Genomic DNA, 23,917 nt, shown 5'->3' on the forward strand with positions numbered 1-23,917 from the left:
CCCACTCGACAACAGCGACAACAGGGGCGTGCAGCCGGGTCCACGCGCCCTACGTGGGCCCTTCGCGCCTTACGTGGCGCTGGTGGCGCCGGTCTTCGGCTTCTGGCAGCCGGGCTGCTTCGACATCGCGGTGCCGACCTCGCCCGCCTGGAGCTGCTGCAGGGCCTTGTCACCCGACGTGCTGAGCTTCTTGAGCTCGCCGGCGACGCCGTTGAGGCCTTCGGCGAACTTGGACTTGTCCGAGGTCTCGAGCTTGTCGACGGTCGTCTGCAGGTCCTTGTACGCCCCGGAGGTGGCCTTCAGCTCCTTCACGGCCTGCTTCTGGGTCTGCTTGCCGTTGTCGACCGGCGGGGGGCCGGCCTTCTGCACCGCCCTGGCGAGCGCCGCGTAGGACTCGGAGATCTGCTGGAACGCCTGGGAGTCCGTCTGCTGGAGCTTCTTGGTGTCCTGCTCCTCGGACGCCGACCGAATGGAAGCGTTGGCGCCCTGGATCTTCTTGAGTTGCGGCTGCACCTCGTCACAGACCGATTTGGCCCAGTCGTTGGCCTTCTTCTCCCCGTCATCGCCGCCGCCGCAGCCGCTCAGCGCCAGTACGAGTGCCGCACCGCCGGACAGTGCCACAAGCTTCTTGTTCACCGGATTGGTCCCTTCCATGGCTCTCGGCCCCGGAACATACACGTCCGAGCCGCTCGGCCCGCCTGCCGAGCATCCTATATGGATATCTTTGGAGCCATTTGAACCAAGCTCGGTGTGCCATCCGCCTCATCGCGCCCGCCGGGCCAACGGGCGGAGGGGCGGGCACGGCTGCGGGCGGACGGCATGCCGTCGCACACCGTCCGCCCGCACGCCGCCGGGGGCTCACACGGCCCCGTGACCGCTCCCGGGTCAGGACACCACCGCCGCGTCGGCCGACTTCGCGACGCGTTCGGAGTTGCCTTCGTCACCTACGGCGATTCCACGCCGCTTGGAGACGTAGACGGCCCCGACGATGATCGCGACGGCCACTGCGGCGATCCCCGCTCGGAGCCCGGGGCTCGCGTCGTCGCCGTAACTGAACTTCACGACCGCCGGGGCGATCAGCAGCGCCACCAGGTTCATGACCTTCAGCAGCGGGTTGATCGCGGGACCGGCGGTGTCCTTGAACGGGTCGCCGACCGTGTCGCCGATCACCGTCGCGGCATGGGCCTCGCTGCCCTTGCCGCCGTGGTGCCCGTCCTCCACCAGCTTCTTCGCGTTGTCCCAGGCGCCCCCGGAGTTCGCGAGGAAGACCGCCATCAGGGTGCCGGTGCCGATCGCCCCGGCCAGGAACGAGCCGAGCGCGCCGACCCCGAAGACGAAGCCGACGGCGATCGGCGCCAGGACCGCCAGCAGACCGGGGGTGGCCAGCTCGCGCAGCGCGTCCTTGGTGCAGATGTCGACGACGCGCCCGTACTCGGGCTTCTCGCTGTAGTTCATGATCCCGGGCTTCTCCCGGAACTGCCGCCGCACCTCGAAGACCACCGCTCCGGCCGACCGCGACACCGCGTTGATCGCCAGCCCCGAGAAGAGGAAGACGACGGCGGCGCCGAGAACGAGACCGACCAGGTTGTTGGGCTGCGAGATGTCCAGGCTGAGGTTCATCTGCCCGGCCACGGAGGTGTTCACGTCGGAAACGGCCTCCGCGATGGCGTCGCGGTACGAGCCGAAGAGCGCCGCCGCGGCGAGCACCGCCGTCGCGATGGCGATGCCCTTGGTGATCGCCTTGGTGGTGTTGCCGACCGCGTCCAGGTCGGTGAGCACCTGGGCACCCGCGCCCTCGACGTCACCGGACATCTCGGCGATGCCCTGCGCGTTGTCGGAGACCGGGCCGAAGGTGTCCATCGCGACGATGACGCCGACGGTGGTGAGCAGACCGGTCCCGGCGAGCGCGACCGCGAACAGCGCCAGCATGATCGAACTGCCGCCGAGCAGGAACGCGCCGTAGACGCTGAGCCCGATCAGCACCGCCGAGTAGACGGCGGACTCCAGCCCCACCGAGATGCCGGAGAGCACCACGGTGGCCGGGCCGGTCAGCGAGGTCTTGCCGATGTCCCGCACGGGACGCCGGCTGGTCTCGGTGAAGTAGCCCGTGAGCTGCTGGATGAGCGCGGCGAGCACGATGCCGATGGCGACGGCGACCAGCGCGAGCACGCGCGGATCACCGCTGTGGCCGAGGATCTCGCGATTGGTGACCCCGTCGAGGTCGGCGTAGGTGGACGGCAGATAGGTGAAGACCGCGGCCGCCACCAGGGCCATCGAGATGAGCGCGGAGATGAAGAAGCCGCGGTTGATGGCCGTCATACCGCTGCGGTCCGCGCGGCGCGGGGCCACGGCGAAGATCCCGATCATGGCGGTGATCACACCGATGGCCGGGACGAGCAGGGGGAAGGCGAGGCCCGCGTCGCCGAAGGCCGCCTTGCCGAGGATCAGCGCGGCGACCAGGGTCACGGCATACGACTCGAACAGGTCGGCGGCCATACCCGCGCAGTCGCCGACATTGTCGCCCACGTTGTCCGCGATGGTCGCGGCGTTGCGCGGGTCGTCCTCGGGGATGCCCTGCTCGACCTTGCCGACCAGGTCGGCACCGACGTCGGCGGCCTTGGTGAAGATGCCGCCGCCGACCCTCATGAACATCGCGATCAGCGCGGCACCGAGGCCGAAGCCCTCGAGCACCTTGGGCGCGTCGGCCGCGTACACGAGCACCACGCAGGAGGCGCCCAGCAGGCCGAGACCCACGGTGAACATGCCGACCACGCCGCCCGTACGGAAAGCGATCTTCATTGCCTTGTGCGAGACCGCCGTCAGATCCACGGCCGGCTTGCCGGGAGCCCCGGGAGCGGACGGGGCGGAATCCCCGTTGACCGGAGTGGCGGGGGCCTCGGGGGTCGCTTCCCGGGCCGCGGCGGCGACGCGCACATTGCTGCGCACCGCGAGCCACATGCCGATATAGCCGGTGGCCGCCGAGAATCCCGCGCCGATCAGAAAGAACGCCGACCGCCCGATGCGCTGCAGCCAGTCATCCGCCGGCAACAACATGAGCAGGAAGAACACGACTGCGGCGAATCCGCCGAGGGTGCGCAGCTGCCGGGCCAGATACGCATTCGCGCCTTCCTGAACGGCCTCGGCGATCTTCTTCATACTGTCCGTGCCCTCGCCGGCCGCGAGCACTTGTCGTACCAGCACCACGGCGACCGCGAGCGCCGCGATCGCGACCGCGGCGATCACCATCACGATCACCCGGTTGTCGTCGGTCAGTTCCGCGGCGGCCAGGGGCGTGGTGAGATCCAGCTGATGAGGGGTGAGAGGCCCCGCCATTCGTCCTCCTTGACGTTTGGCACATGGGCGCGCAGCAGTTCTGCGACCGCAGAAGAGCCGCCACGCTCAGGCGTCCTGAGCTCAAGATGTGGACGGATTGTAGGTAGCGTCACACGATCAAAACAGGGCGCCGGAATAGGAATCCGCCTGCACCAGCGAAGATCAATAGGTTTGAGCCCCGGGAATTCCTCCGGAAGGAGGAAGGTCAACAATTCACTGACGGGGGTGGAATGATCTCCATAAACGATCTCAGTGCACTATGAAAAGTGCTGTTCAGAGGTGTTTTCCGGAAGTCCTGAACGCGTCCCGAACGCGCCCAGAACGCGTCCCGAACGACGACCGGGCCGACCGTCATGGAGACGGCCGGCCCGGAGGTCACAGCGGATGGAGCGGAATGGCGGAGGATCGTTACGGCACGAGGGGCTGGGGCGAGGCCGGCCAGCTCATGCGGATCACACCGCCGGTCTCGCTCGTCGTCACCTCGACGTCGTCGACGAGCCCGCTGATGACCGCGAGGCCCATCTCGTCCTCGCTCTCGGCCTCGGCCGTGCCGTCGTCGTCCACATCCGGGTGGGCGCCGGGGGTGTGCCCCGCCGAGGTCGGGGACTCATCGCCGACCTCGATGGAGAACTTCTTCTCCTCCTCGGTGAGCGCCACCCGCACCGGGGCGTCCACCCCGTTGCTCAGGTGGAGCCCCACCGCACGGGTGCAGGCCTCGCCGACAGCGAGCCGCACCTCGTCGAGCACGGCCTCGTCCACCCCCGCCCGGCGCGCCACGGCAGCCGCGACCAGCCGGGCGGTCCTGACGTGCTCGGGAAGCGCGCTGAAGCGGAGTTCGACGGTGGCCATGCCATCCCCCTCGGGCGTATGGGCGTGCAGATCGGGGGGCCGGGCGAAATCGCCCGGAACCCCCTTGGTGGTCTTCCCGCGGTGACTGGTCAGTCAGTCGCCGCGACAGCGTCCTCGACCGAGGTGTGGATGGGGAACACCTTGGTCAGGCCGGTGATACGGAAGATCTTGAGAATGCGCTCCTGGTTGCACACCAGACGCAGTGAGCCCTCATGGGCACGTACGCGCTTGAGCCCGCCGACGAGCACGCCGAGCCCGGTGGAGTCGAGAAAGTCGACGCCCTCCATGTCGACGACCAGGTGGTAGCTACCGTCGTTGACAAGCTCGACCAGCTGCTCGCGCAGCTTGGGCGCGGTATATACATCAATCTCGCCACCGACCTCGACGACCGTGCGGTCGCCAACGGTCCGAGTCGACAGGGACAGGTCCACGGATCCTCCAGCACCTTGCATCGAGCGGTCGCCCCCCATGGATCGGCAGCCGCGATGGCATTCAATCACTTACCAGCAGGCGTGCACGACGCCTTGAGCCCATTGTCCGTCAGACCAGTGACACACTCGGTGTCGATGGCCCACAACCAACTCCCGCGGCAGGCGGGCATACGCCCCTCGCCCCGGGCCGTTCTCGACCGGCTCGGCACCGGAGCGGGCCGAGGCGCGCGCATCACTCATACGGAGCACTTGCCCCCGCGTCTCGGCAGCCATGCCGACTGGCCTTCGCCGATCCGGCCGGAAGTGATCGATGCCATCCGGGCCGCCGGAATCGAGCGCCCGTGGGCCCATCAGGCGCGTACGGCCGCCCACGCCCTGCGCGGGGAATCCGTGGTCGTGGCCACAGGCACCGCCTCCGGCAAGTCCCTGGCCTATCTCGCCCCCGTGCTCAGCACCCTGCTGGACGGCTCGGAGGAGCCCAGCGGGCGGGGCACGACCGCCCTGTACCTCTCGCCCACCAAGGCGCTCGCCGCCGACCAGCGCCGCGCGGTGGGCGATCTCACCGCCCCGCTCGGCACCGGCGTGCGGGCGGCGGTGTACGACGGCGACACGCCGGTGGAGGAGCGCGAGTGGGTCCGCCAGTACGCGAACTACGTGCTCACCAACCCCGACATGCTCCACCGGGGCATCCTGCCGGGCCACCCCAGGTGGTCCTCCTTCCTGCGCGCGTTGCGCTACGTCGTCATCGACGAGTGCCACACCTATCGCGGCGTCTTCGGCTCCCACGTCGCCCAGGTGCTGCGCAGGCTCCGGCGGGTCTGCGCCCGCTACGGCTCCTCGCCCGTCTTCCTGCTCGCCTCCGCCACCTCCGCCGACCCGGCCGTGGCGGCGACCCGGCTGACCGGAGTGCCGGTCGCTGCGGTCACCGAGGACTCCTCGCCCCGCGGCGAGGTGGTCTTCGCCCTGTGGGAGCCGCCGCTGACCGAGCTGCACGGCGAGCAGGGCGCCCCCGTCCGCCGCACGGCCACCGCCGAGTCCGCGGACCTGCTCACCGACCTGGCCGTCCAGGGCGTCCGCACCGTCACCTTCGTGCGCTCCCGGCGCGGCGCCGAACTGATCGCCCTGATCGCCCAGGAACGGCTGGCCGACGTCGACCGGTCCCTCCCGGACCGGGTGGCCGCCTACCGCGGCGGATATCTCCCCGAGGAGCGCCGCGCCCTGGAGCGGGCCCTGCACTCCGGTGACCTCCTCGGCCTCGCCGCCACCACCGCCCTCGAACTCGGCATGGACATCGCCGGTCTCGACGCCGTCGTACTGGCCGGCTATCCCGGCACCCGCGCCTCCCTGTGGCAGCAGGCGGGACGGGCCGGCCGCGCGGGACAGGGCGCCCTCGCGATCCTGGTCGCCCGGGACGACCCGCTGGACACCTATCTCGTCCACCACCCGGACGCCCTCTTCCGGCAGCCCGTCGAATCCACCGTCCTGGACCCCGACAACCCGTACGTCCTCGCGCCCCACCTCTGCGCGGCCGCCGCCGAGCTGCCGCTCACCGACGCGGACCTGCCCCTCTTCGGCCCCGCCACCGAGGAACTGCTGCCGCAGCTGGAGCAGCGCAAGCTGCTGCGCCGCCGCGCGACCGCCTGGCACTGGACCCGCCGCGAGCGCGCCGCCGACCTCACCGACATCCGCGGGGAGGGCGGCAGCCCGGTCCAGGTCGTGGAGGCGGCGACCGGGCGGCTGCTGGGCACCGTGGACGCCTCCGCCGCCCACACCACCGTCCACGAAGGCGCCGTCCACCTCCACCAGGGCCGGAGCTATCTCGTCCGGCAGCTCGACCTGGAGGACTCGGTCGCGCTGGTGGAGGAGGCCAGTCCGCCGTACTCGACCACCGCCCGCGACACCACCGCGATCTCCATCCTGGAGACGACCACCGAGATCCCGTGGGGGGACGCCCGGCTGTGCTTCGGCTCGGTCGAGGTCACCAACCAGGTCGTCTCCTTCCTGCGCCGCAAGCTGATCACCGGTGAGGTGCTGGGCGAGACCAAGCTCGACCTCCCGCCCCGCACGCTGCGCACCCGGGCCGTGTGGTGGACGGTGACCGAGGACCAGCTGGAGGACGCCCGGGTCCATCCCCAGGCCCTCGGCGGCGCCCTGCACGCCGCCGAGCACGCCTCCATCGGCATACTGCCGCTCTTCGCGACCTGCGACCGCTGGGACATCGGCGGGGTGTCGATCCCCCTGCACCCCGATACGCTGCTGCCGACGGTCTTCGTGTACGACGGCCACCCCGGCGGGGCGGGCTTCGCCGAGCGGGCCTTCCACACGGCCGCCAGTTGGCTGACCGCCACCCGCGAGGCGATCGCGGCCTGCGAGTGCGAGTCGGGCTGCCCGTCCTGCATCCAGTCCCCGAAATGCGGCAACGGGAACGATCCGCTCGACAAGCGGGCCGCCATCCGCCTGCTGACGACACTCCTGGCCAAAGCCCCGGACCAGCCGCCCGCCGAAGGCTGACCGTAAGGCTGACCGCGCCCCGGCGCGCGCCACCGAATCCCGGACGGTCCGCTCCACCGAGCGCCCGCCAGGGCCGGGCACGGGGGTGTCGGCGGGGCCCGCCCGCGACCGGACCTTGAGGGCGAACGGCCCGGCCCGCACCTCCGCCGTGAGATCCGCGATCTCGCCGCTGAGCGCGCACCGCACCACGCGCGCCCCCTGGGCGGAGGCCACCCGCCGGGCGAGGCGGCACGCCGCGCCGGGCCCCTCCAGGCCGTGGTCCGCCGCGGCGAGCGCCGCCAGGTCGGCGGCCCCACCGGCCCGATGGCGCGCCACCATGACCTGCCCGGCCGTCAGCACGACCGCGAACACCGCGCACAGCGCCGTCGCGGCGAACGCCGCCCACACCGTCGCCGACCCGCGGTCCCCCGCCCCGCGTACCGAACGCCTCACGAGACCGTGCCCCGCCCCTCGCCCGGAAGGCCTCATGAGCTGGTCCCCCGCCCCGCCCCGGCCGCTCCCACCGTGTCCTCGTCGAGGGCTGTCGACTCCGCGTCCAGTGGGAGCGCCAGCGGGCCGGGGCCGACGGCATGGGCCCGGACCCGCACCCGCACCAGGTCTCCGTCCTGCCACAGGTCCACATGCGCGCCGCGCGGTGCGGCCGCCCGGGCGGCGGCCACCACGGCGTCCCGCGGCTCCGAGCGCGCCGCCGCCCGGGCCCCGGCCCCGGCCGCGTCCGTACAACTCAGCTGCGCGGACACGGCCATCAGGCCCCAGATCAGCATCAGGGCGAACAGGGCCAGCACCGGCATCGCGACCGCCGCCTCGGCGGTGACGAATCCCTGGTCCGACCCCGTGCGGCCCACTCCCGCCCGGGCCGCTCCCGGCGCGCTCCGCACGGGGGTCCCGGGCCGCGGGTCCGGCAGCCCGGCCGTGAACGGTGCCTCAGAACGGCGCATCGAGAGCCCGTCCGATCACCGCTCGCAGCGCACCGCTGACGGTTCCGCTCGTCACCACCTTGTAGAGCACCGCGGCGAAGGCACATGCCGCCAGCGTCCCCATGGCGTACTCAACGGTGGCCATGCCCGCCTCGGCCTGTGCACGCGCCGCCGCGCGCCGTCGAGCCCACCACTGCTTCATCATTTTGGTCCCCTCCTGGCTGTCATTTGCCGTACAGAAATCGGTCTCCCGTGCCACGCCGGGCCCGAGGCACCGTGCTCAGGTGTGGCCCGCCAGCCCGCCCGCCAGCCCGGTCATCACCGGGGCCACGCCGATCAGCAGATACGCGGGCAGGAAGCAGGCCCCGAGCGGGGCGGTGGCCAGCACGCTCGCCCGATCGGCGCGGCGGCCCGCCTCCCTCCCCTGCTCGGCGCGGCAGTCGGCCGCGATCCGGGCGACCGGCCCCACCGCGGGTGCGCCGGTTGTCCCGGCGTGCTCCAGGGCGCGTGCCAGCCCGCTCGCGCCGGGCAACGCGCCAAGCCGCCCCCAGGCGTCGGCCGGCTCTCCTCCCAGCCGTAGCTCCGCAGCGGTCCGGGCCAGCCGCTCGCCGACCGGGCCGCCGAGCGACTTGCCCACCGCGTCCGCCGCCGTGCGCGGGTCCGCCCCGGCGGCCAGACAGGCCGCCAGCAGGTCGGCCGCCAGCGGGATCTGCCGCGCCGCTTCGGCCGCCTCACTCCCCGCGCCGCCGGACCGACCGCCGGACCGTCCGGCGGTGGCCTGCCGCCGCTGCCACCGCCGAACGCCGTACGCGGCCGCCGGCCCCAGCACCCACCCCAGCGGCCCTCCGACGAGGACGACACCGGCCAGCAGGACACCGAGCGAGGCCGCCCACCCCAGGACCGCGCCCTCATCGGCGCGGGCGCGCCAACGCTCCCAGGCCCGGGCCCGCTCCCAGGCCCGGGCCCGCTTCCGGGCCGTGCCGGGGGTGGCCGCGGCGTCTCTGTCCGCGCCTGTGTCCGGGCCCATTTGCCCGCCCGGCAACAGTGCCGCCAGACGCCGCACGGCGGCGCGGTCCCGCCGGGCCTCCACCACCGCCATCGCTACATACGCGACGGCGGCCATGAGCGACAGCGCGATCCCCAGCCTGTGGACAAGGGTGGCGCTCATCGGCCGACTGCCTTTCCGGGGGCGAGCGCCGCCCGCATCGACCGTCTGAGCCACGCGAACCCCGCCCACTCCAGCAGACAGCCGCCCAGCAGACAGCCCAGCCCGACCGGGGTGTGCAGGAGCTGATGCAGCGGCTCGGCGCCCAGCGCGGCGCCCATCACCAGCCCGAAGACGGGCAGCACGGCCAGCACCGCGACGGTGACCTTGGGCCCCGCCAGCCTGGCGCGCAGAATCTCCCGCTGCTCGCGCTCGGCACGCAGCGCCGAAGCCACCCGGTCGAGCCCGGCGGCAAGCCCCGCGCCTTCGTCGACGGCCACCTGCCAGCAGGCCGCGACCCCGGTCAGCCCCTCCGCGCCCGGCTGCCGGGCCGCCCTGCGCAGCGCCTCCGGCACATCCCCGCCGAACCGGGCGGCGGCGGACACCAGCCCCCATCGCTCCCCCAGGTCTCCCGAGGGCACGGACAGCAACGCCTCGCCGGGCTGCCGCCCGGCCCGCAGCTCGCCCGCCACGGTGCCGCAAAGGTCGATCACCCCCGCCGCACGCCGGTCGCAGGTCCGGATGCGCTCCCGGGCCCTCAGCCACCGGCCGACGAGCGGCACGGCCGCCACCGAGGCGAACAGCGGCAGGACCGACGCACCGAGCACCGCGAGCACGCAGCCCAGCGGCAGGCACAGCAGCTCACGCCCCATCCGCCCGCCGTACCTGACCCGCCAGCGCTCCTTGAGCCAGGCGACCGTGTCGGACAGCCGCCGCGCCGGATCCGGCGCCGTGGGCACTCCGTGCCCGCCACCCGCGAGCAGCAGCCTGGCCCGGCGCAGCTCCCGGTCCCGCCCGGAGAGCAGCCACGCGGCCACTGCCGCGCACAGCAGGGCGGCGCCGAGGGCCGGCCCGGGGTTCCCTCCGGTGCCGGTCATGACGCGCCTCCGCCTCGTGCGCACAGCCGCTGGAGCCGCTGCCAGCCCACCGCCCGCTCGAAGCCCCGCGGGCTCCATACAGCGGCCGGCACGGTGGTGACGAAGCCCGCGCGGTCCCGGTCCAGCACGTGCAGCTCGGCGATCCTGCGCCGTCCGCCGCGGTCCCGCACCAGATGGACGACGACCGACAGGGCGGCCGCCAACTGGCTGTGCAGCGCGGCCCGGTCCAGGCCCGCGGTCGAGCCGAGCGCCTCCAGCCGGGCCGGTACGTCCCCCGCCGTGTTGGCGTGGACGGTGCCGCAGCCGCCCTCGTGGCCGGTGTTCAGCGCGCCCAGGAGGTCGGTGACCTCGGGGCCCCTCACCTCACCGACCACGAGCCGGTCGGGCCGCATGCGCAGCGCCTGGCGCACCAGGTCCCGCAGGGTGACCTGGCCCCGGCCCTCCTGGTTGGCGGGGCGGGTCTCCAGCCGGACCACATGGGGATGGTCGGGCCTCAGCTCCGCCGAGTCCTCGGCGAGGACGATTCGCTCCTCCCGGCCGACCAGCCCCAGCAGGGTGCTCAGCAACGTCGTCTTGCCGGAGCCGGTGCCGCCGCTCACCACATACGAGAGCCGGGCGTCCAGCATCGCCCGCAGCAGCTCCGCACCGCCGGGCGGCACGGTCCCGGCTGCCACCAGCTCGTCGAGGGAGAACGCCCGCGGACGCACCACCCGCAGCGACAGGCAGGTGGACCCGACGGCCACCGGCGGGAGCACCGCGTGCAGCCGTGTCCCGTCCGGCAGCCGGGCGTCCACCCAGGGCCGGGCGTCGTCCAACCGCCGCCCGGCCACCGCGGCGAGCCGCTGGGCGAGCCTGCGCACGGCGGCCGCGTCGGCGAAGGTGACGGCCGTCCGCTCCAACCCCGCGCCGCGGTCCACCCACACCTCGTCGGGTGCGGTGACCAGCACGTCCGTGACATCGGGCGCGGCGAGCAGCGGCTCCAAGGGGCCGGTGCCGACCAGTTCGGAGCGCAGGGCGGCGACCACGCCGAGCACTTCGGTGTCGCCCAGCAGCCGCCCCTCCTCGCGCAGGGCAGCCGCCACCCGGGCGGGAGTCGGCTCCGCACCGCTCTCCGCCAGCCGCAGCCGCACCGCGTCCAGCAGGTCCGGGGTTTCGACGCTCATGCGGTGACACCCCCCGCGCCGGGCAGGGCCCGTGCCCAGAACTCGGCACAGAACCGGCCGAGCGGGCCGCGCGCGCTGCCGCCCGGCGGCTCGCCACCGTCGATCGCGTCCAGCAGCCCCGGCTCCGGCGGCAGTTGACCGGCCAGCGGCAGCCCGAGCAGCCGGGCGATCTCCTCGTCGCCCAGCTCGGGCCCGCACGGGCCCCGCACCACCGCCCGCAGATCGCTCAGCACCATGCCCACCGTGGACGCCACCCGGTGGGCGGCGGCGACGGCGCGCAGCTCCGCCGGGACGACCAGCAGACCGAGGTCCACCTGCGCGAGGGCCTCGGCCACCGCCTCGTCCACCCGGCGCGGCAGATCCACCACCACGACCCCGCCGCGCCGACGGGCCGCGGCCAGCACCGCGCGCATCGCCGAGGGCGGGATCACGACCGAATCGCCTCTGTCCCAGCTGAGCACCCGCAGGGAATGCAGCTCGGGCAGCGACTCCTCCAGCGCGCTCCCGGCGACCCGGCCGCGCGATTCGGCGAAGGCGGGCCATCGCAGCCCCTCCGCCGCCTCCCCGCCGAGCAGCACGTCGAGGCCGCCGCCCAGCGGGTCGCCGTCGATGAGCATCGTGCGCCGGCCCGAGCGGGCCGCCGTGACGGCCAGGGCGCAGGCGAGGGTGGAGGCTCCGGCCCCGCCGCGGCCACCGATGACCCCGATGGTCAGGGCCTGCTGGCCAACTCCCTCCGCGACATCGGCGATCCGGTCCACGAGCCAGGTCTCGGCATCGGGCAGGAACGCCACATTGTCGGCGCCGAGATCCACGGCCCGGCGCCAGATGGCCTGGTCGTCGAGATCGCGCCCGATGAGCAGCACGCCCGCTCTGCGGACGCGGCCGCGGAGCCCGGCCACCGCGTCGTCCCCGACGAGAATCAGAGGCGCGCCCTCCCAACTGCCGCGGCGGGTAGGGGCTCCATGGGCCACTTCGGCCTCCGCTCCGGCGGCCGCGCACAGCCTCAGCAGATCGTCGAGAAGCTCTTCGTCCTCGGTGATGATCAGCGGTCTGGCGCGCCGTCCTTCTGCCGGTGATGACCGTTCCGGTGTGATGGATGCAGTCACGATCCCCTCCCCATATCGTTACGCGCTCTCACTCACGCGAACGGCGAGTGCAAACAACGCGGAGAATCACCGTGTCGCGATCCTGAAAATCTTGGGGATCTTGGTCCAAAACCGTGGACAACTCATCAGTTGTGAATATCCCAGTCACCTAAACCAGTGACTTCCGGAGTGCAGTCTGGCGATTACGCACGGTAACCATTCAGGCTGTTGGGGAGCAGGCGTCACCCAGACCCGGATGAGGGGAGCAAGATCTCGTGAAAGGACCGAAAAGGCGTCCGGACATGCGACGACCCCCGCCGGGGGGGAGAGCGGGGGTCGTCCCCACGGCCGACTCGGGGGGGGAGGAGTCGGGCCGGGTTAGCACGGTCGCGAACGATCCGTGACTTCCATGGTGTACCCGAGAGCCTTCTCAGGCAAACCCACGCGCCTCAGCTTACGCCGAATGGTGGGCCCTATGCTCGGCGTCGTGGAAAACCACTCCTTGCCCCGGACAGCCGCCTTCTTTGACCTGGACAAGACGGTCATTGCGAAGTCAAGCACGCTCACCTTCAGCAAGTCCTTCTACCGGGGTGGGCTGATCAACCGTCGAGCCGTACTGCGTACTGCTTATGCCCAGTTCGTCTTCCTCGCCGGCCGCGCCGATCACGACCAGATGGAGCGGTTGCGCGAGTACCTCTCAGCACTCTGCCGTGGCTGGAATGTCCAGCAGGTGAAGGAGATCGTCGCGGAGACTCTGCACGATCTGATCGACCCCATCATCTACGACGAGGCGGCTTCCCTCATCGAGGAACACCACACCGCGGGACGCGATGTGGTGATTGTCAGCACCTCGGGAGCGGAGGTCGTGGAGCCGATCGGCGAGTTGCTGGGCGCGGACCGGGTGGTGGCCACCCGCATGGTCGTCGAGGACGGGGTCTTCACCGGGGAAGTCGAGTACTACGCCTACGGGCCGACGAAGGCGGAGGCGATCGCCGAGCTGGCCGAGTCCGAGGGATACGACTTGTCGCGCTGCTACGCCTACAGCGATTCGGGGACCGACCTGCCGATGCTGGAGTCGGTCGGCCATCCGCACGCGGTGAACCCGGACCGGGCCCTGCGCCGCGAAGCGGTCGCCCGCGGCTGGCCGGTCCTCTCCTTCGACCGCCCGGTGCGGTTGAAGCAGCGGCTGCCCTCGCTGTCCATGCCGCCGCGGCCGGTGCTGGCCGCGGTCGCGGCGGTGGGCGCAGCCGCCGCCACCGCCGGTCTGGTGTGGTACGCCAGCCGACGACGTGCCCCTTATGCCCGCGTTTGACCATGCCGCAAAGATCTGCGTGGAGGGGTTCCACTTGGCTCCACGCAGGAGTAGAAAGGAATCGACGGCCCGCGAGACCAGGGGTATCCGGGAGGATCTCCCCAGACGCACCAAGGCCCCACGGACCGAGCACGGATGCCGGGCACCCACGCGACGCCGACCCGTCGATTACGGGCCAGCCGCACCAGGTGACGGGCGAAGATCCCGGCCTGATGGGCGAATTTCTGTGCACGCACTGGTAACCCGGCGGACGTGCCAGCGGCGGCACCCCAGCGGTGCCGCCGCAACTCTGTCCGGACCCGGAACGCCCCGGAGCCGGGCGGCCTCAGGCCGCGCCCCGCTGCATCGCCTCGCACACGGCCGTGCTCTCCCGCACACCCAGCTCAACCGACCGTCCGCAGTGCGCGATCCAGGCCGCCATGCCCTCGGGTGTCCCGGAGACATAGCCCTCCAGCCCGGCCACACACGCCGCGGCACCCTGCTCCGCGTGGCCCACCTCCGCCGGGCAGACGGACTTCGGGTCGAGCCCGCTGCCGACCAGCACGATCCGCTCGGCCGCGCGCGCCACCAGGCCGTTGTAGGAGGTGAAGGGCCGCAGCGCCAGCAGTTCCCCGTGCACCACCGCCGCCGTCACCAGCGCCGGGGCCTCGCTGCCCGCGAGCAGCAGCCGGGCCAGGCCGTCGAGCCGGCCCGCCACCTCGTCGGCGTCCGGCGGCTCCGGCCCGACCAGTTGTTCCCGCACCTCTTCGCCCGCCAGCCTCGGCCGTCCGACTCTCTCGTCGTCTTCCGCCCCACCGGCCGCGACCAGATGCAACCGCGCCAGCACCCGAAGCGGCGACTGCCGCCAGACACTCAGCAACTGACCGGCCTCGGCGGTCACCCGCAGCGCCGCACCCACCGTGTGCGGCTCCCCTTCGGCCCCGAAGTCGGTGCGGCGGCGGACCTCTTCGAGCGCCCAGTCGGCACCGGCCAGCGCCGCGGAACCACGCGCTCCGCGCAGCGCCGCCTCCGACGTGACCTCATTGCTGCGGCGGCGCATCACCCGGTGGCCGTAGACCCGGTCCACTGCCGTCCGCACGGCCTCCACGGACTCGGCCACACCGGGCAGCCCCGCCAGGGTGGCGAGCGGATCTGCTGACGTACTCATGAGTACGACCCTACGCACCCACCGCCCGGTGCCCCTCGTTGGAGTGGCTTTCTTCACGTAAATCCCTCATGGAAGAGGATCGCTCACCTACGCTTTCTGAACATGAAGATCGCTTTCGTAGGCAAGGGCGGCAGCGGCAAGACGACGCTGTCGTCGCTGTTCATCCGCCATCTCGCAGCCACCCGCGCCCCGGTCGTCGCGGTCGACGCCGACATCAACCAGCACCTGGGGGCGGCACTCGGGCTCGACGAGGCGGAGGCCGCCGCGCTGCCCGCCATGGGCGCCCATCTCTCCCTGATCAAGGACTACTTGCGCGGGACGAACCCCCGGATCGCCTCCGCCGAGACCATGATCAAGACAACGCCGCCCGGCGAGGGGTCACGGCTGCTGCGGATCGGCGAGGACAACCCCGTCTACGAGGCGTGCGCCCGGACCGTCCCGCTCGACGACGGGGAGGTGCGGCTGATGGCGACCGGCCCCTTCACCGAGTCCGATCTCGGCGTCGCCTGCTACCACTCCAAGGTCGGCGCGGTCGAGCTGTGCCTCAACCATCTGGTCGACGGGCGCGGGGAGTTCGTGGTCGTCGACATGACGGCGGGCAGCGACTCCTTCGCCTCCGGGCTCTTCACCCGCTTCGACATGACGTTCCTGGTCGCCGAGCCCACCCGCAAGGGCATCGCGGTCTACCGCCAGTACAAGGAGTACGCCCGCGACTTCGACGTCGCGCTGCGCGTGGTCGGCAACAAGGTGCAGGGCCCGGACGACCTCGCCTTTCTGCGCGCCGAGGTGGGCGACGACCTGCTGGTCACCGTCGGCCAATCCGACTGGGTCCGGGCGATGGAGAAGGGCCGCGCGCCGCGCTTCGCCGAGCTGGAGGAGCCCAACCGCGAGGCGCTGCGCACGCTGCACGGCGCGGTGGACGCCTCCTACGAGCGGCGGGACTGGCAGCGCTACACCCGGCAGATGGTGCACTTCCACCTGAAGAACGCGCAGAGTTGGGGGAACGCCAAGACGGGCGCCGACCTGGCCGCACAGGTCGATCCGGCCTTCACCCTGGACGAGTCCGCCCCGGCCGGACGCGCGGCTGCCGCTCCGGCGCCCGCGTAGGCACCCGCACCCGCAGAGGTACTCGCCAAGTCCGGTCATCTCACCTGACTATTCACCCCATAGGGGGAACAACGGCCCAGTCCTCCCCAAAAGGCTTCCCACTGACTTTACCTGGCATTACGATTCATTTACCAACGCTTGGAAGTCAGCACCGCAGTACGCCGTGACCCACGGCCGCGCCCTTGCCCGCGACCGCGAAGCCCCGGAGGAGACGGGAATGTTGAAGCTCTTGGACCAGATCGCGCTTGCCGCGGGAGCCCCGCCGCAGGCCGGACTGATGGCCGTCGTGCTCACCGGGATCGCGGTCGCCGTCTTCTTCTCGCTGCGCCGCTTCAGTCGGCCGCAGTGGCCGCCCACCGAGCCGGCCGTCGAGCCGGCCGGTGCGCCCGCCTGCCGTCCGTGGACGCCCTGGCGCAACCACCACTGCACCCGCCCCGCCCCGGCGGCCGGGGACGGACCCGGACGCGGCGGCGGGCAGGGAGAGGGTGCGGGGCAGCTGCTGGGCGGGGTGAGCGCCTTCCAGCGCAACACCGCGCCGCTGGTGCGCGACGAGCTGGCGCGGCTCGCCCGGGAGGGACAGCGGCCCACCCAGCTGTTTCTCACCTGCGCCGACTCCCGGCTGGTGACCAGCATGATCACCTCCAGCGGCCCCGGCGATCTGTTCACCGTGCGCAATGTGGGCAATCTGGTGCCGCCCCCCGGCGAGGACGCCGCCTGCGACTCGGTGGGCGCCGCCATCGAGTACGCGGTGGAGGTGCTGAGGGTAGACAGCATCACGGTGTGCGGACACTCCGGGTGCGGGGCGATGCAGGCGCTGCTCGGCTCGTCGGCCGCGCCACCGGGGGCGCAGACGCCACTGGCGCGCTGGCTGCGCCACGGCAGGCCCGGGCTGGCGCGGATGGAGAGGATCGGGCGGCTGGGGCGTGGCGAGGTCGCCCTGGCCGACCGGCCGGTGGCCGACGATGTGGAGCGGCTGGCGCTGATCAACGTGATGCAGCAATTGGAGCATCTGATGGCGCACGCCTGCGTCGCGCGACGGGTGGCGGAGGGAGGGCTGGTGCTGCACGGGATGTACTTCCATGTGGCAGAGGCTCAGGCGTACGTCCTGGACGCCGGATCAGGCAGATTCCTGGCCGTTCGGCCGGACGACGGCACCCCGGTGACCATCTGCGCGGCCGGTCCGGCCGCCGCCCTGGAGGCCGGAAAAGGAGGGGCCGAGGAAGCGCTGGAGGCCATCTGAATACAGGTCTAAACCAATTTACGGCGTCAGCCCTTGTCAGGGCCTGCCCGAGGCTGATGAGCTATGGCCGGGACACAACGGACACCCTGGGAATGGGAGATGTCGTGAGCAACGAAAGCCTGGCCAGCCTTCTTCGGGAGGAGCGCCGCTTCGCGCCGCCGGCCGATCTGGCCGCAAACGCCAACGTGACGGCCGAGGCGTATGAGCGTGCGAAGGCGGACCGCCTGGGCTTCTGGGCCGAGCAGGCCCGTCGGCTGACCTGGGCGACCGAGCCAACCGAGACACTCGACTGGTCGAACCCGCCCTTCGCGAAGTGGTTCGCCGACGGCAAGCTCAACGTGGCGTACAACTGCGTCGACCGCCACGTCGAGAACGGCCTCGGCGACCGGGTGGCCCTCCACTTCGAGGGGGAGCCGGGCGACACCCGTTCCCTGACCTACGCCGAGCTGCAGCGGGAGGTCTCCCAGGCGGCGCACGCCCTGACCGAGCTGGGGGTCCGGACGGGCGACCGGGTCGCCATCTACCTGCCGATGATCACGGAGGCCGTCATCGCGATGCTGGCCTGCGCCCGCATCGGTGCCCCGCACTCCGTGGTCTTCGGCGGCTTCTCGGCCGACGCCCTCGCCACCCGCATCCAGGACGCCGACGCCAGGGTGATCATCACCGCCGACGGCGGCTACCGCCGCGGCAAGCCGTCCGCGCTCAAGCCCGCCGTCGACGAGGCCCTGACCCGTCCCGGCACCGAGAACGTGCGCAGCGTGCTGGTCGTCCGCCGCACCGGCCAGGAGGTGGCCTGGACCGAGGGCCGCGACGTGTGGTGGCACGAGATCGTGGACCGCCAGCCGGAGCAGCACACGCCCGAGGCGTTCGACGCCGAGCACCCGCTGTTCATCCTCTACACCTCCGGCACCACCGGTAAGCCGAAGGGCATCCTCCACACCACCGGCGGCTACCTCACCCAGGTGTCGTACACCCACCACGCCGTCTTCGACCTCAAGCCGGAGTCGGACGTCTTCTGGTGCACGGCCGACGTCGGCTGGGTCACCGGCCACTCGTACATCGTCTACGGGCCGCTCTCCAACGGAGCGACCGAGGTGCTCTACGAGGGCACTCCGGACACCCCGCACCAGGGCCGCTGGTGGGAGATCGTCCAGAAGTACGGGGTCACCATCCTGTACACCGCCCCGACCGCGATCCGCGCGTGCATGAAGTGGGGCGACGACATCCCGGCCAAGTTCGACCTGTCCTCGCTGCGCGTCCTCGGCTCGGTCGGCGAGCCGATCAACCCCGAGGCGTGGATCTGGTACCGCAAGAACATCGGCGCGGACACGACGCCCGTCGTCGACACCTGGTGGCAGACCGAGACCGGCGGCATCATGATCAGCCCGCTGCCGGGCGTCACCGCGACGAAGCCCGGTTCGGCCCAGGTGTCGCTCCCCGGCATCGCCGCCACCGTCGTCGACGACGAGGCGAACGAGGTGCCGAACGGTGCGGGCGGCTATCTGGTGCTCACCGAGCCGTGGCCGTCGATGCTCCGCACCATCTGGGGCGACGACCAGCGCTACCTGGACACCTACTGGTCCCGCTTCGAGAACCGCTACTTCGCGGGCGACGGCGCCAAGAAGGACGACGACGGCGACATCTGGCTGCTCGGCCGGGTCGACGATGTGATGCTGGTGTCCGGCCACAACATCTCGACGACCGAGGTCGAGTCCTCGCTCGTCTCGCACCCCAAGGTCGCCGAGGCCGCCGTCGTCGGTGCCACCGACCCGCAGACCACCCAGGCGATCTGCGCCTTCGTCATCCTGCGCGGCGGCGCGGCCGAGGACGAGGGTCTGGTCGAGGAGCTGCGGGCGCATGTCGCCAAGCAGCTCGGCCCGATCGCCAAGCCCAAGCGGATCCTGCCGGTGGGCGAGCTGCCCAAGACCCGTTCCGGCAAGATCATGCGTCGGCTGCTGCGCGATGTCGCCGAGAACCGCGCGCTGGGTGATGTCACCACGCTCACCGACTCCTCCGTCATGGAGCTGATCCAGAGCAAGCTGCCGTCCGCGCCCAGCGAGGACTGACCAGCGGCCGAATCAGCCCGATCAGCAGTCGGCTGCCCCATCAGCGGTCGGCTGAGGGGCGCCCCCACCATGCGGGGGCGCCCCTCGTTTGTTCCGGTTAAGGTGAGTACCTGCCGCGTTGATGACGCGACAAGATGACGAGGGCGCGCCGGGAAGTCTGGTCGGCACACGGCACACGTGTGTCCGCACCCGCCCGACGACCCAGGAGGCCCCGCCCGTGGCCGCGCCCACCAGCCGCACGTTCCTTGGACGCCTCTCGCTGCCCGAGCGGACGTTCATCACCGACGCGCTGCGCACCGAGACCGTCGGCGGCATGATCCTTCTCGTCGCCGCGATCGCCGCGCTGATTCTCGCGAACACCCCGCTCAGCGGCGTCTACGGCGACATCAAGGACTTCTCCTTCGGCCCCCAGGCGCTGCATCTGCATCTGTCCGTCGAGTCCTGGGCGACGGACGGCCTGCTCACCGTCTTCTTCTTCGTCGCCGGGATCGAATTGAAGCGCGAGCTGGTCGCGGGCGAGCTGCGCGACCCGAAGGCCGCCGCGCTGCCCGTGGTCGCCGCGCTGTGCGGCATGGCCGCCCCCGCCCTCGTCTACGTCGTCGTCAACGCGACCGGCGGCGGCAGCCTCAGGGGCTGGGCCGTGCCGACCGCCACCGACATCGCCTTCGCGCTCGCCGTCCTCGCCGTCATCGGCACCGCCCTGCCCGCCGCGCTGCGCGCGTTCCTGCTCACCCTCGCGGTCGTCGACGACCTCGGCGCGATCCTGATCATCGCGATCTTCTTCACCAAGGACATCAACTTCATCGCCCTCGGTCTGTCCTTCGCCGGGCTCGCCCTCTTCCGGCTGCTGCACCACAAGGGCGTACGCGGCGCGTACATCTACCTTCCGCTCGCCCTGGCGATCTGGGCGCTGATGCACGCGAGCGGGGTGCATGCCACCGTCGCGGGCGTCGCGATGGGCCTGATGCTGCGCTGCACCGTGCGGGAGGGCGAGGACCGTTCCCCCGCCGAGCGCATCGAGCACCGGATGCGCCCCCTGTCGGCCGGGCTCGCCGTGCCGGTGTTCGCTCTCTTCGCCGCCGGTGTCCCGATCTCCGGCGGCGCCGTCGCGGACGTCTTCACCAGCCCCGAGACGCTCGGCGTCCTCCTCGGCCTGGTGGTGGGCAAGGCGGTCGGGGTCTTCGGGGGTTCGTGGTGCGCCGCCCGGTTCACCAGGGCCGAGCTGAACGAGGATCTGGCGTGGGCGGATGTGTTCGCCGTCGCGACGCTCGCCGGCATCGGTTTCACCGTCTCCCTCCTCATCGGCGAACTGGCCTTCCCCGGCGATCCGGCGCTCGCCGAGGAGGTGAAGTCGGCGGTTCTCATCGGCTCGCTGTGCGCGGCGCTGCTCGCCGGCATCCTCCTCAAGCTGCGCAACAACCGCTACCAGCGGCTGTACAGGGACGAGGAGCGGGACGAGGACATGGACGGCATCCCCGACATCTATGAACTCGACTCCCCCGAATATCACCTCCGGATGGCCGCCCTCCATGAGGCAAAAGCCGCGGAGCACCGGCGGCTTGCCGAAGTGACCGCCGCAGACGGCTCCGGTGACGATGGTCCGGCATGATCTGAGACACCATGATCTGAGAGGCTTGAAAGCCGCAGAACAGTGCAGAAGACGACCGGAAGACGTACAAGAGCAGAGGGAGATGGCGATGAGCGCAGCCGATGACGACGGCGACCGCAGCCTCGGACAGCTGGTGGCCACGGCGACCGCCGACCTGTCCGCGCTGGTGCACGACGAGATCGCGCTGGCCAAGGCCGAACTCCGGGTGGGTGCCAAGAAGGCGGCGGTCGGCAGCGGCGCCGGCGTGGCGGCCGGGGTACTGATCCTGTTCTCGCTTCCGGTGCTGAGTTTCGCCCTCGCCTACGGAATGCGTTCCTGGACCGGCCTCGGCCTCGCCTGGTGCTTCCTGATCGTGGGCGGCATCTACTGGCTGGTCGCCGGAATCCTGGGCCTGCTCGCGCTGCTGAAGTTCAAGAAGGTCAAGGCGCCGAAGCGGTCCATGGCCTCGTCCAAGGAGACGGCGGCCGTCCTCGGGAACGTCAAGCCGCATCCGCGGGCAGCCGGGAACGGCGGCCGCTCCGTACGGGATGTGACACGCTCGTCGGCATGACCGTCCCTGATATCTCCGCGTCGGTCGTTCGGCTGGACGGCCCCTGGACCCACCGGGACGTCGCGGCCAACGGCGCGCGCTTCCACATCGCCGAGCTGGGCGACGGCCCGCTGGTGCTGCTGCTCCACGGGTTCCCGCAGTTCTGGTGGACCTGGCGGCACCAGCTGACCGCGCTCGCCGACGCCGGCTACCGGGCAGTGGCGATGGATCTGCGCGGAGTGGGCGGCAGCGACCGTACGCCGCGGGGGTACGACCCGGCCAACCTCGCCCTCGACATCACCGGTGTGATCCGTTCGCTCGGTGAGCCGGACGCCGCCCTGGTCGGCCATGACCTGGGCGGATACCTGGCGTGGACGGCCGCGGTGATGCGGCCGAAGCTGCTGCGACGGCTCGCGGTGGCCTCCATGCCGCATCCGCGGCGCTGGCGCTCGGCGATGCTCGGGGACGTCAGGCAGAGCGCCGCTGGCTCCCACATCTGGGGCTTCCAGCGGCCGTGGCTGCCCGAACGCCAGCTGGTCGCGGATGACGCGGCGGCCGTGGGTCGGCTGATCCGGGAGTGGGCCGGGCCCCGGCTGCCCGAGGACGAGGCGGTGGACGTCTACCGGCGGGCCATGGCCATCCCCTCGACCGCGCACTGCTCGATCGAGCCGTACCGCTGGATGGTGCGGTCGCTGGCGCGGCCGGACGGTTTCCAGTTCAACCGCCGGATGAAGCGGCCGGTACGGGTGCCGACCCTGCATCTGCACGGGTCACTCGACCCGGTGATGCGCACCCGCAGCGCGGCGGGGTCGGGGCAGTACGTGGAGGCTCCGTACCGCTGGCGGCTCTTCGACGGCCTCGGCCACTTTCCGCACGAGGAGGACCCGGATGCCTTCTCCACGGAGCTGATCAACTGGCTCAAGGACCCGGAACCGGACCGCTGAGCCGACTCCGGCAGACTCCATACGAACAAGTGTTTCTCGAACAGCCACTTGCCCGGCGCATAGGCCAATTGCCGCAGCCACCGGCGATTACCGACCTTGGGCCACGGGCAAAGTGCGGAGTATGGGCTGGACGCACGACTACCGTGACGCACCAAACGGCCGCGGCCCCGAGGCCGCCGCCGCTGCCAATGCCGCACTGAGCGTTTCCGAGCGAGGCGGCTCCGGGCCTGTCCAAGGCCATGACCCCAATATGGTCGGGATCCCCCGCATCATCCGGCGCCGGGCCCGCTGGGTCTCGGCGCGGCTGCGCCATCCACGCAGCCGGTAGGCAGCGCCTACCGGCATCGCGTCCCCAGCACGCCGGGATCGCACCGGGAATCAGGGGCTAGAGGGCACATCCCTGGCTGTCCACCGGCTGGTCGGCCGTACGCCCCTGCTCGGCGTCCTTGCGCACCTCGTCCGCCGTCAGCGCGTACCCCGTGTCCGCGTCGTCGAGCGACTTGGCGAACACCACGCCGGACACCCTGCCCTGCGGGGTGAGCAGCGGGCCGCCGGAGTTGCCCTGGCGCACGGTCGCGTACAGCGAGTAGACGTCGCGCTGCACGGTGCCACGATGGTAGATGTCCGGGCCGTTGGCCGTGATGCGGCCGCGGACGCGGGCCGCGCGCACATCGAACGCGCCGTTCTCCGGGAATCCGGCCACGATCGCGTCGTCACCGCTTTTCGCGTCGCCCTGCGTGAACTGGAGCGCGGGGGCCCGCAGCGAAGGCACATCGAGGACCGCGATGTCGCGCTTCCAGTCGTAGAGCACGACCTTCGCGTCGTACAGCCGGCCCTCGCCGCCTATCTGCACGGTCGGGTCGTCGACCCCGCCGACCACATGGGCGTTGGTCATGATCCGGTTCGGCGCGTAGACGAAGCCGGTGCCCTCCAGGACCTTCCCGCAGCTCGGGGCGGTGCCGACGACCTTCACGATGCTCTTCTGGGCCTGGGTGGCCACCGGGGACTGCGCGAGCGCCGGGTCGGGCTGCGGCACCGAGCGGATCGGCTCGTTCGAGAACGGCGAGAAGACCTGCGGGAAGCCGCCCTGCGCGAGCACCGTGGAGAAGTCGGAGAACCAGGTGTTGGCCTGCTCCGGGACCACACGCGAGACCCCGAACATCACCTTGGACTCGCGGACCTCCTTGCTCACGGTGGGGAGCGAGGTGCCGGCCACGAGGGAGCCGAGCAGCCAGGCGACCATCAGCATGGCCAGGACGTTGACCATCGCGCCGCCGGTCGCGTCCAGGGCGCGCGCGGGTGTCCAGGTGATGTACCGGCGCAGCTTGTTTCCCAGGTGGGTGGTGGCGGCCTGGCCGACCGAGGCACACACGATCACCAGCACGATCGCCACGATGGCACCGAAGGTGCCGGGCGACGCCCGGTCGGTGGTGCCGTCCCAGATGACAGGTAGCAGATAGACCGCGACCAAGCCACCGCCGATGAATCCGATCACCGACAGTACGCCGACGACGAAGCCCTGGCGATAGCCGATGATCGCGAACCATACGGCGGCGAGCAGCAGCAGGATGTCCAGCACATTCACCGGGACA

At 71.6% G+C, this 23,917-nt stretch carries 20 protein-coding genes and 2 pseudogenes; 9 read left to right on the top strand and 13 right to left on the bottom strand.

Annotated elements, in window-relative coordinates:
• Positions 1-69: 69 nt before the first annotated feature.
• The 4 genes from ACH4SI_RS11495 to bldG form a co-directional block, all read right to left on the bottom strand.
• On the bottom strand, positions 70-636 hold the full coding sequence (locus ACH4SI_RS11495) for a small secreted protein (RefSeq protein WP_398295299.1): 567 nt from the start codon (positions 634-636) through the stop codon (positions 70-72).
• Positions 637-885: 249 nt separating this feature from the next.
• Positions 886-3,333 (bottom strand): sodium-translocating pyrophosphatase, encoded by a 2,448-nt coding sequence (locus tag ACH4SI_RS11500; protein ID WP_398295301.1) that lies wholly within the window; start codon positions 3,331-3,333, stop codon positions 886-888.
• 408 nt (positions 3,334-3,741) lie between these two features.
• Entirely contained in the window at positions 3,742-4,182 is a 441-nt protein-coding gene (locus ACH4SI_RS11505) for an ATP-binding protein (protein ID WP_398295304.1), read from the bottom strand.
• Positions 4,183-4,271: 89 nt separating this feature from the next.
• Positions 4,272-4,613, bottom strand: a complete 342-nt coding sequence (bldG, locus tag ACH4SI_RS11510) for an anti-sigma factor antagonist BldG (RefSeq protein WP_009716787.1) — start codon at positions 4,611-4,613, stop codon at positions 4,272-4,274.
• A 54-nt stretch (positions 4,614-4,667) separates the two neighbouring features.
• Here bldG and ACH4SI_RS11515 point away from each other — a divergent pair, with 54 nt between their 5' ends.
• Complete coding sequence (locus ACH4SI_RS11515) at positions 4,668-7,124, top strand: DEAD/DEAH box helicase (RefSeq protein WP_398295308.1); 2,457 nt, start codon at positions 4,668-4,670, stop codon at positions 7,122-7,124.
• A gap of 153 nt (positions 7,125-7,277) precedes the next feature.
• Here the strand turns inward: ACH4SI_RS11515 and ACH4SI_RS11520 are convergent.
• The 7 genes and pseudogenes from ACH4SI_RS11520 to ssd all read right to left on the bottom strand — a co-directional run.
• Positions 7,278-7,592, bottom strand: a pseudogene (locus tag ACH4SI_RS11520) (Rv3654c family TadE-like protein); the annotation flags it as partial.
• Positions 7,589-8,062, bottom strand: coding sequence for a TadE family type IV pilus minor pilin (locus tag ACH4SI_RS11525; protein ID WP_398295310.1), 474 nt, complete (start codon positions 8,060-8,062; stop codon positions 7,589-7,591). The pseudogene ACH4SI_RS11520 and the gene ACH4SI_RS11525, both read right to left, overlap by 4 nt.
• Positions 8,049-8,246 (bottom strand): DUF4244 domain-containing protein, encoded by a 198-nt coding sequence (locus tag ACH4SI_RS11530; protein WP_398296045.1) that lies wholly within the window; start codon positions 8,244-8,246, stop codon positions 8,049-8,051. Before ACH4SI_RS11530 ends, ACH4SI_RS11525 begins: the two co-directional genes overlap by 14 nt.
• A 75-nt stretch (positions 8,247-8,321) precedes the next feature.
• Positions 8,322-9,209 (bottom strand): type II secretion system F family protein, encoded by an 888-nt coding sequence (locus ACH4SI_RS11535; protein WP_398295312.1) that lies wholly within the window; start codon positions 9,207-9,209, stop codon positions 8,322-8,324.
• Positions 9,206-10,123, bottom strand: a complete 918-nt coding sequence (locus tag ACH4SI_RS11540; RefSeq protein ID WP_398295314.1) for a type II secretion system F family protein — start codon at positions 10,121-10,123, stop codon at positions 9,206-9,208. The genes ACH4SI_RS11535 and ACH4SI_RS11540 overlap by 4 nt, the downstream gene beginning before the upstream one ends.
• Positions 10,120-11,286, bottom strand: coding sequence for a TadA family conjugal transfer-associated ATPase (locus ACH4SI_RS11545; RefSeq protein WP_398295316.1), 1,167 nt, complete (start codon positions 11,284-11,286; stop codon positions 10,120-10,122). The genes ACH4SI_RS11540 and ACH4SI_RS11545 overlap by 4 nt, the downstream gene beginning before the upstream one ends.
• Positions 11,283-12,392 carry a septum site-determining protein Ssd gene (gene ssd, locus ACH4SI_RS11550; protein WP_398295318.1) on the bottom strand — a complete coding sequence of 370 codons (1,110 nt, stop codon included), beginning with the start codon at positions 12,390-12,392 and terminating at the stop codon, positions 11,283-11,285. The genes ACH4SI_RS11545 and ssd overlap by 4 nt, the downstream gene beginning before the upstream one ends.
• A gap of 454 nt (positions 12,393-12,846) precedes the next feature.
• On the opposite strand from ssd, the gene ACH4SI_RS11555 reads away from it, so the two are divergent.
• Positions 12,847-13,683: an HAD family hydrolase gene (locus ACH4SI_RS11555; RefSeq protein WP_398295320.1), complete on the top strand. Its 837-nt coding sequence runs from the start codon at positions 12,847-12,849 to the stop codon at positions 13,681-13,683.
• Between the two features lie 325 nt (positions 13,684-14,008).
• Here ACH4SI_RS11555 and ACH4SI_RS11560 read toward each other — a convergent pair whose 3' ends face one another.
• Positions 14,009-14,830 (bottom strand): oxidoreductase, encoded by an 822-nt coding sequence (locus ACH4SI_RS11560; RefSeq protein WP_398295322.1) that lies wholly within the window; start codon positions 14,828-14,830, stop codon positions 14,009-14,011.
• Between the two features lie 102 nt (positions 14,831-14,932).
• Here ACH4SI_RS11560 and ACH4SI_RS11565 point away from each other — a divergent pair, with 102 nt between their 5' ends.
• The 7 genes and pseudogenes from ACH4SI_RS11565 to ACH4SI_RS11595 all read left to right on the top strand — a co-directional run bounded on the left by ACH4SI_RS11565 (position 14,933) and on the right by ACH4SI_RS11595 (position 22,653).
• Positions 14,933-15,937 (top strand): ATP-binding protein, encoded by a 1,005-nt coding sequence (locus ACH4SI_RS11565; protein WP_398295324.1) that lies wholly within the window; start codon positions 14,933-14,935, stop codon positions 15,935-15,937.
• Between the two features lie 367 nt (positions 15,938-16,304).
• Positions 16,305-17,177, top strand: a pseudogene (locus tag ACH4SI_RS11570) (carbonic anhydrase); the annotation flags it as partial.
• Between the two features lie 104 nt (positions 17,178-17,281).
• Positions 17,282-19,243, top strand: coding sequence for an acetate--CoA ligase (gene acs / locus ACH4SI_RS11575; protein WP_398295326.1), 1,962 nt, complete (start codon positions 17,282-17,284; stop codon positions 19,241-19,243).
• 217 nt (positions 19,244-19,460) lie between these two features.
• Positions 19,461-20,852: a Na+/H+ antiporter NhaA gene (gene nhaA / locus ACH4SI_RS11580; RefSeq protein WP_398295328.1), complete on the top strand. Its 1,392-nt coding sequence runs from the start codon at positions 19,461-19,463 to the stop codon at positions 20,850-20,852.
• 88 nt (positions 20,853-20,940) lie between these two features.
• Entirely contained in the window at positions 20,941-21,402 is a 462-nt protein-coding gene (locus ACH4SI_RS11585; protein ID WP_398295330.1) for a phage holin family protein, read from the top strand.
• Positions 21,399-22,325, top strand: a complete 927-nt coding sequence (locus ACH4SI_RS11590; protein ID WP_398295332.1) for an alpha/beta fold hydrolase — start codon at positions 21,399-21,401, stop codon at positions 22,323-22,325. Before ACH4SI_RS11585 ends, ACH4SI_RS11590 begins: the two co-directional genes overlap by 4 nt.
• 121 nt (positions 22,326-22,446) lie before the next feature.
• Entirely contained in the window at positions 22,447-22,653 is a 207-nt protein-coding gene (locus ACH4SI_RS11595; protein ID WP_398295334.1) for a hypothetical protein, read from the top strand.
• Between the two features lie 57 nt (positions 22,654-22,710).
• Here ACH4SI_RS11595 and ACH4SI_RS11600 read toward each other — a convergent pair whose 3' ends face one another.
• Entirely contained in the window at positions 22,711-23,910 is a 1,200-nt protein-coding gene (locus ACH4SI_RS11600; protein WP_398295336.1) for a MarP family serine protease, read from the bottom strand.
• Between the last annotated feature and the right edge of the window lie 7 nt (positions 23,911-23,917).

The organism is Streptomyces sp. NPDC021212 (assembly GCF_044332925.1).
GTDB lineage: Bacteria > Actinomycetota > Actinomycetes > Streptomycetales > Streptomycetaceae > Streptomyces.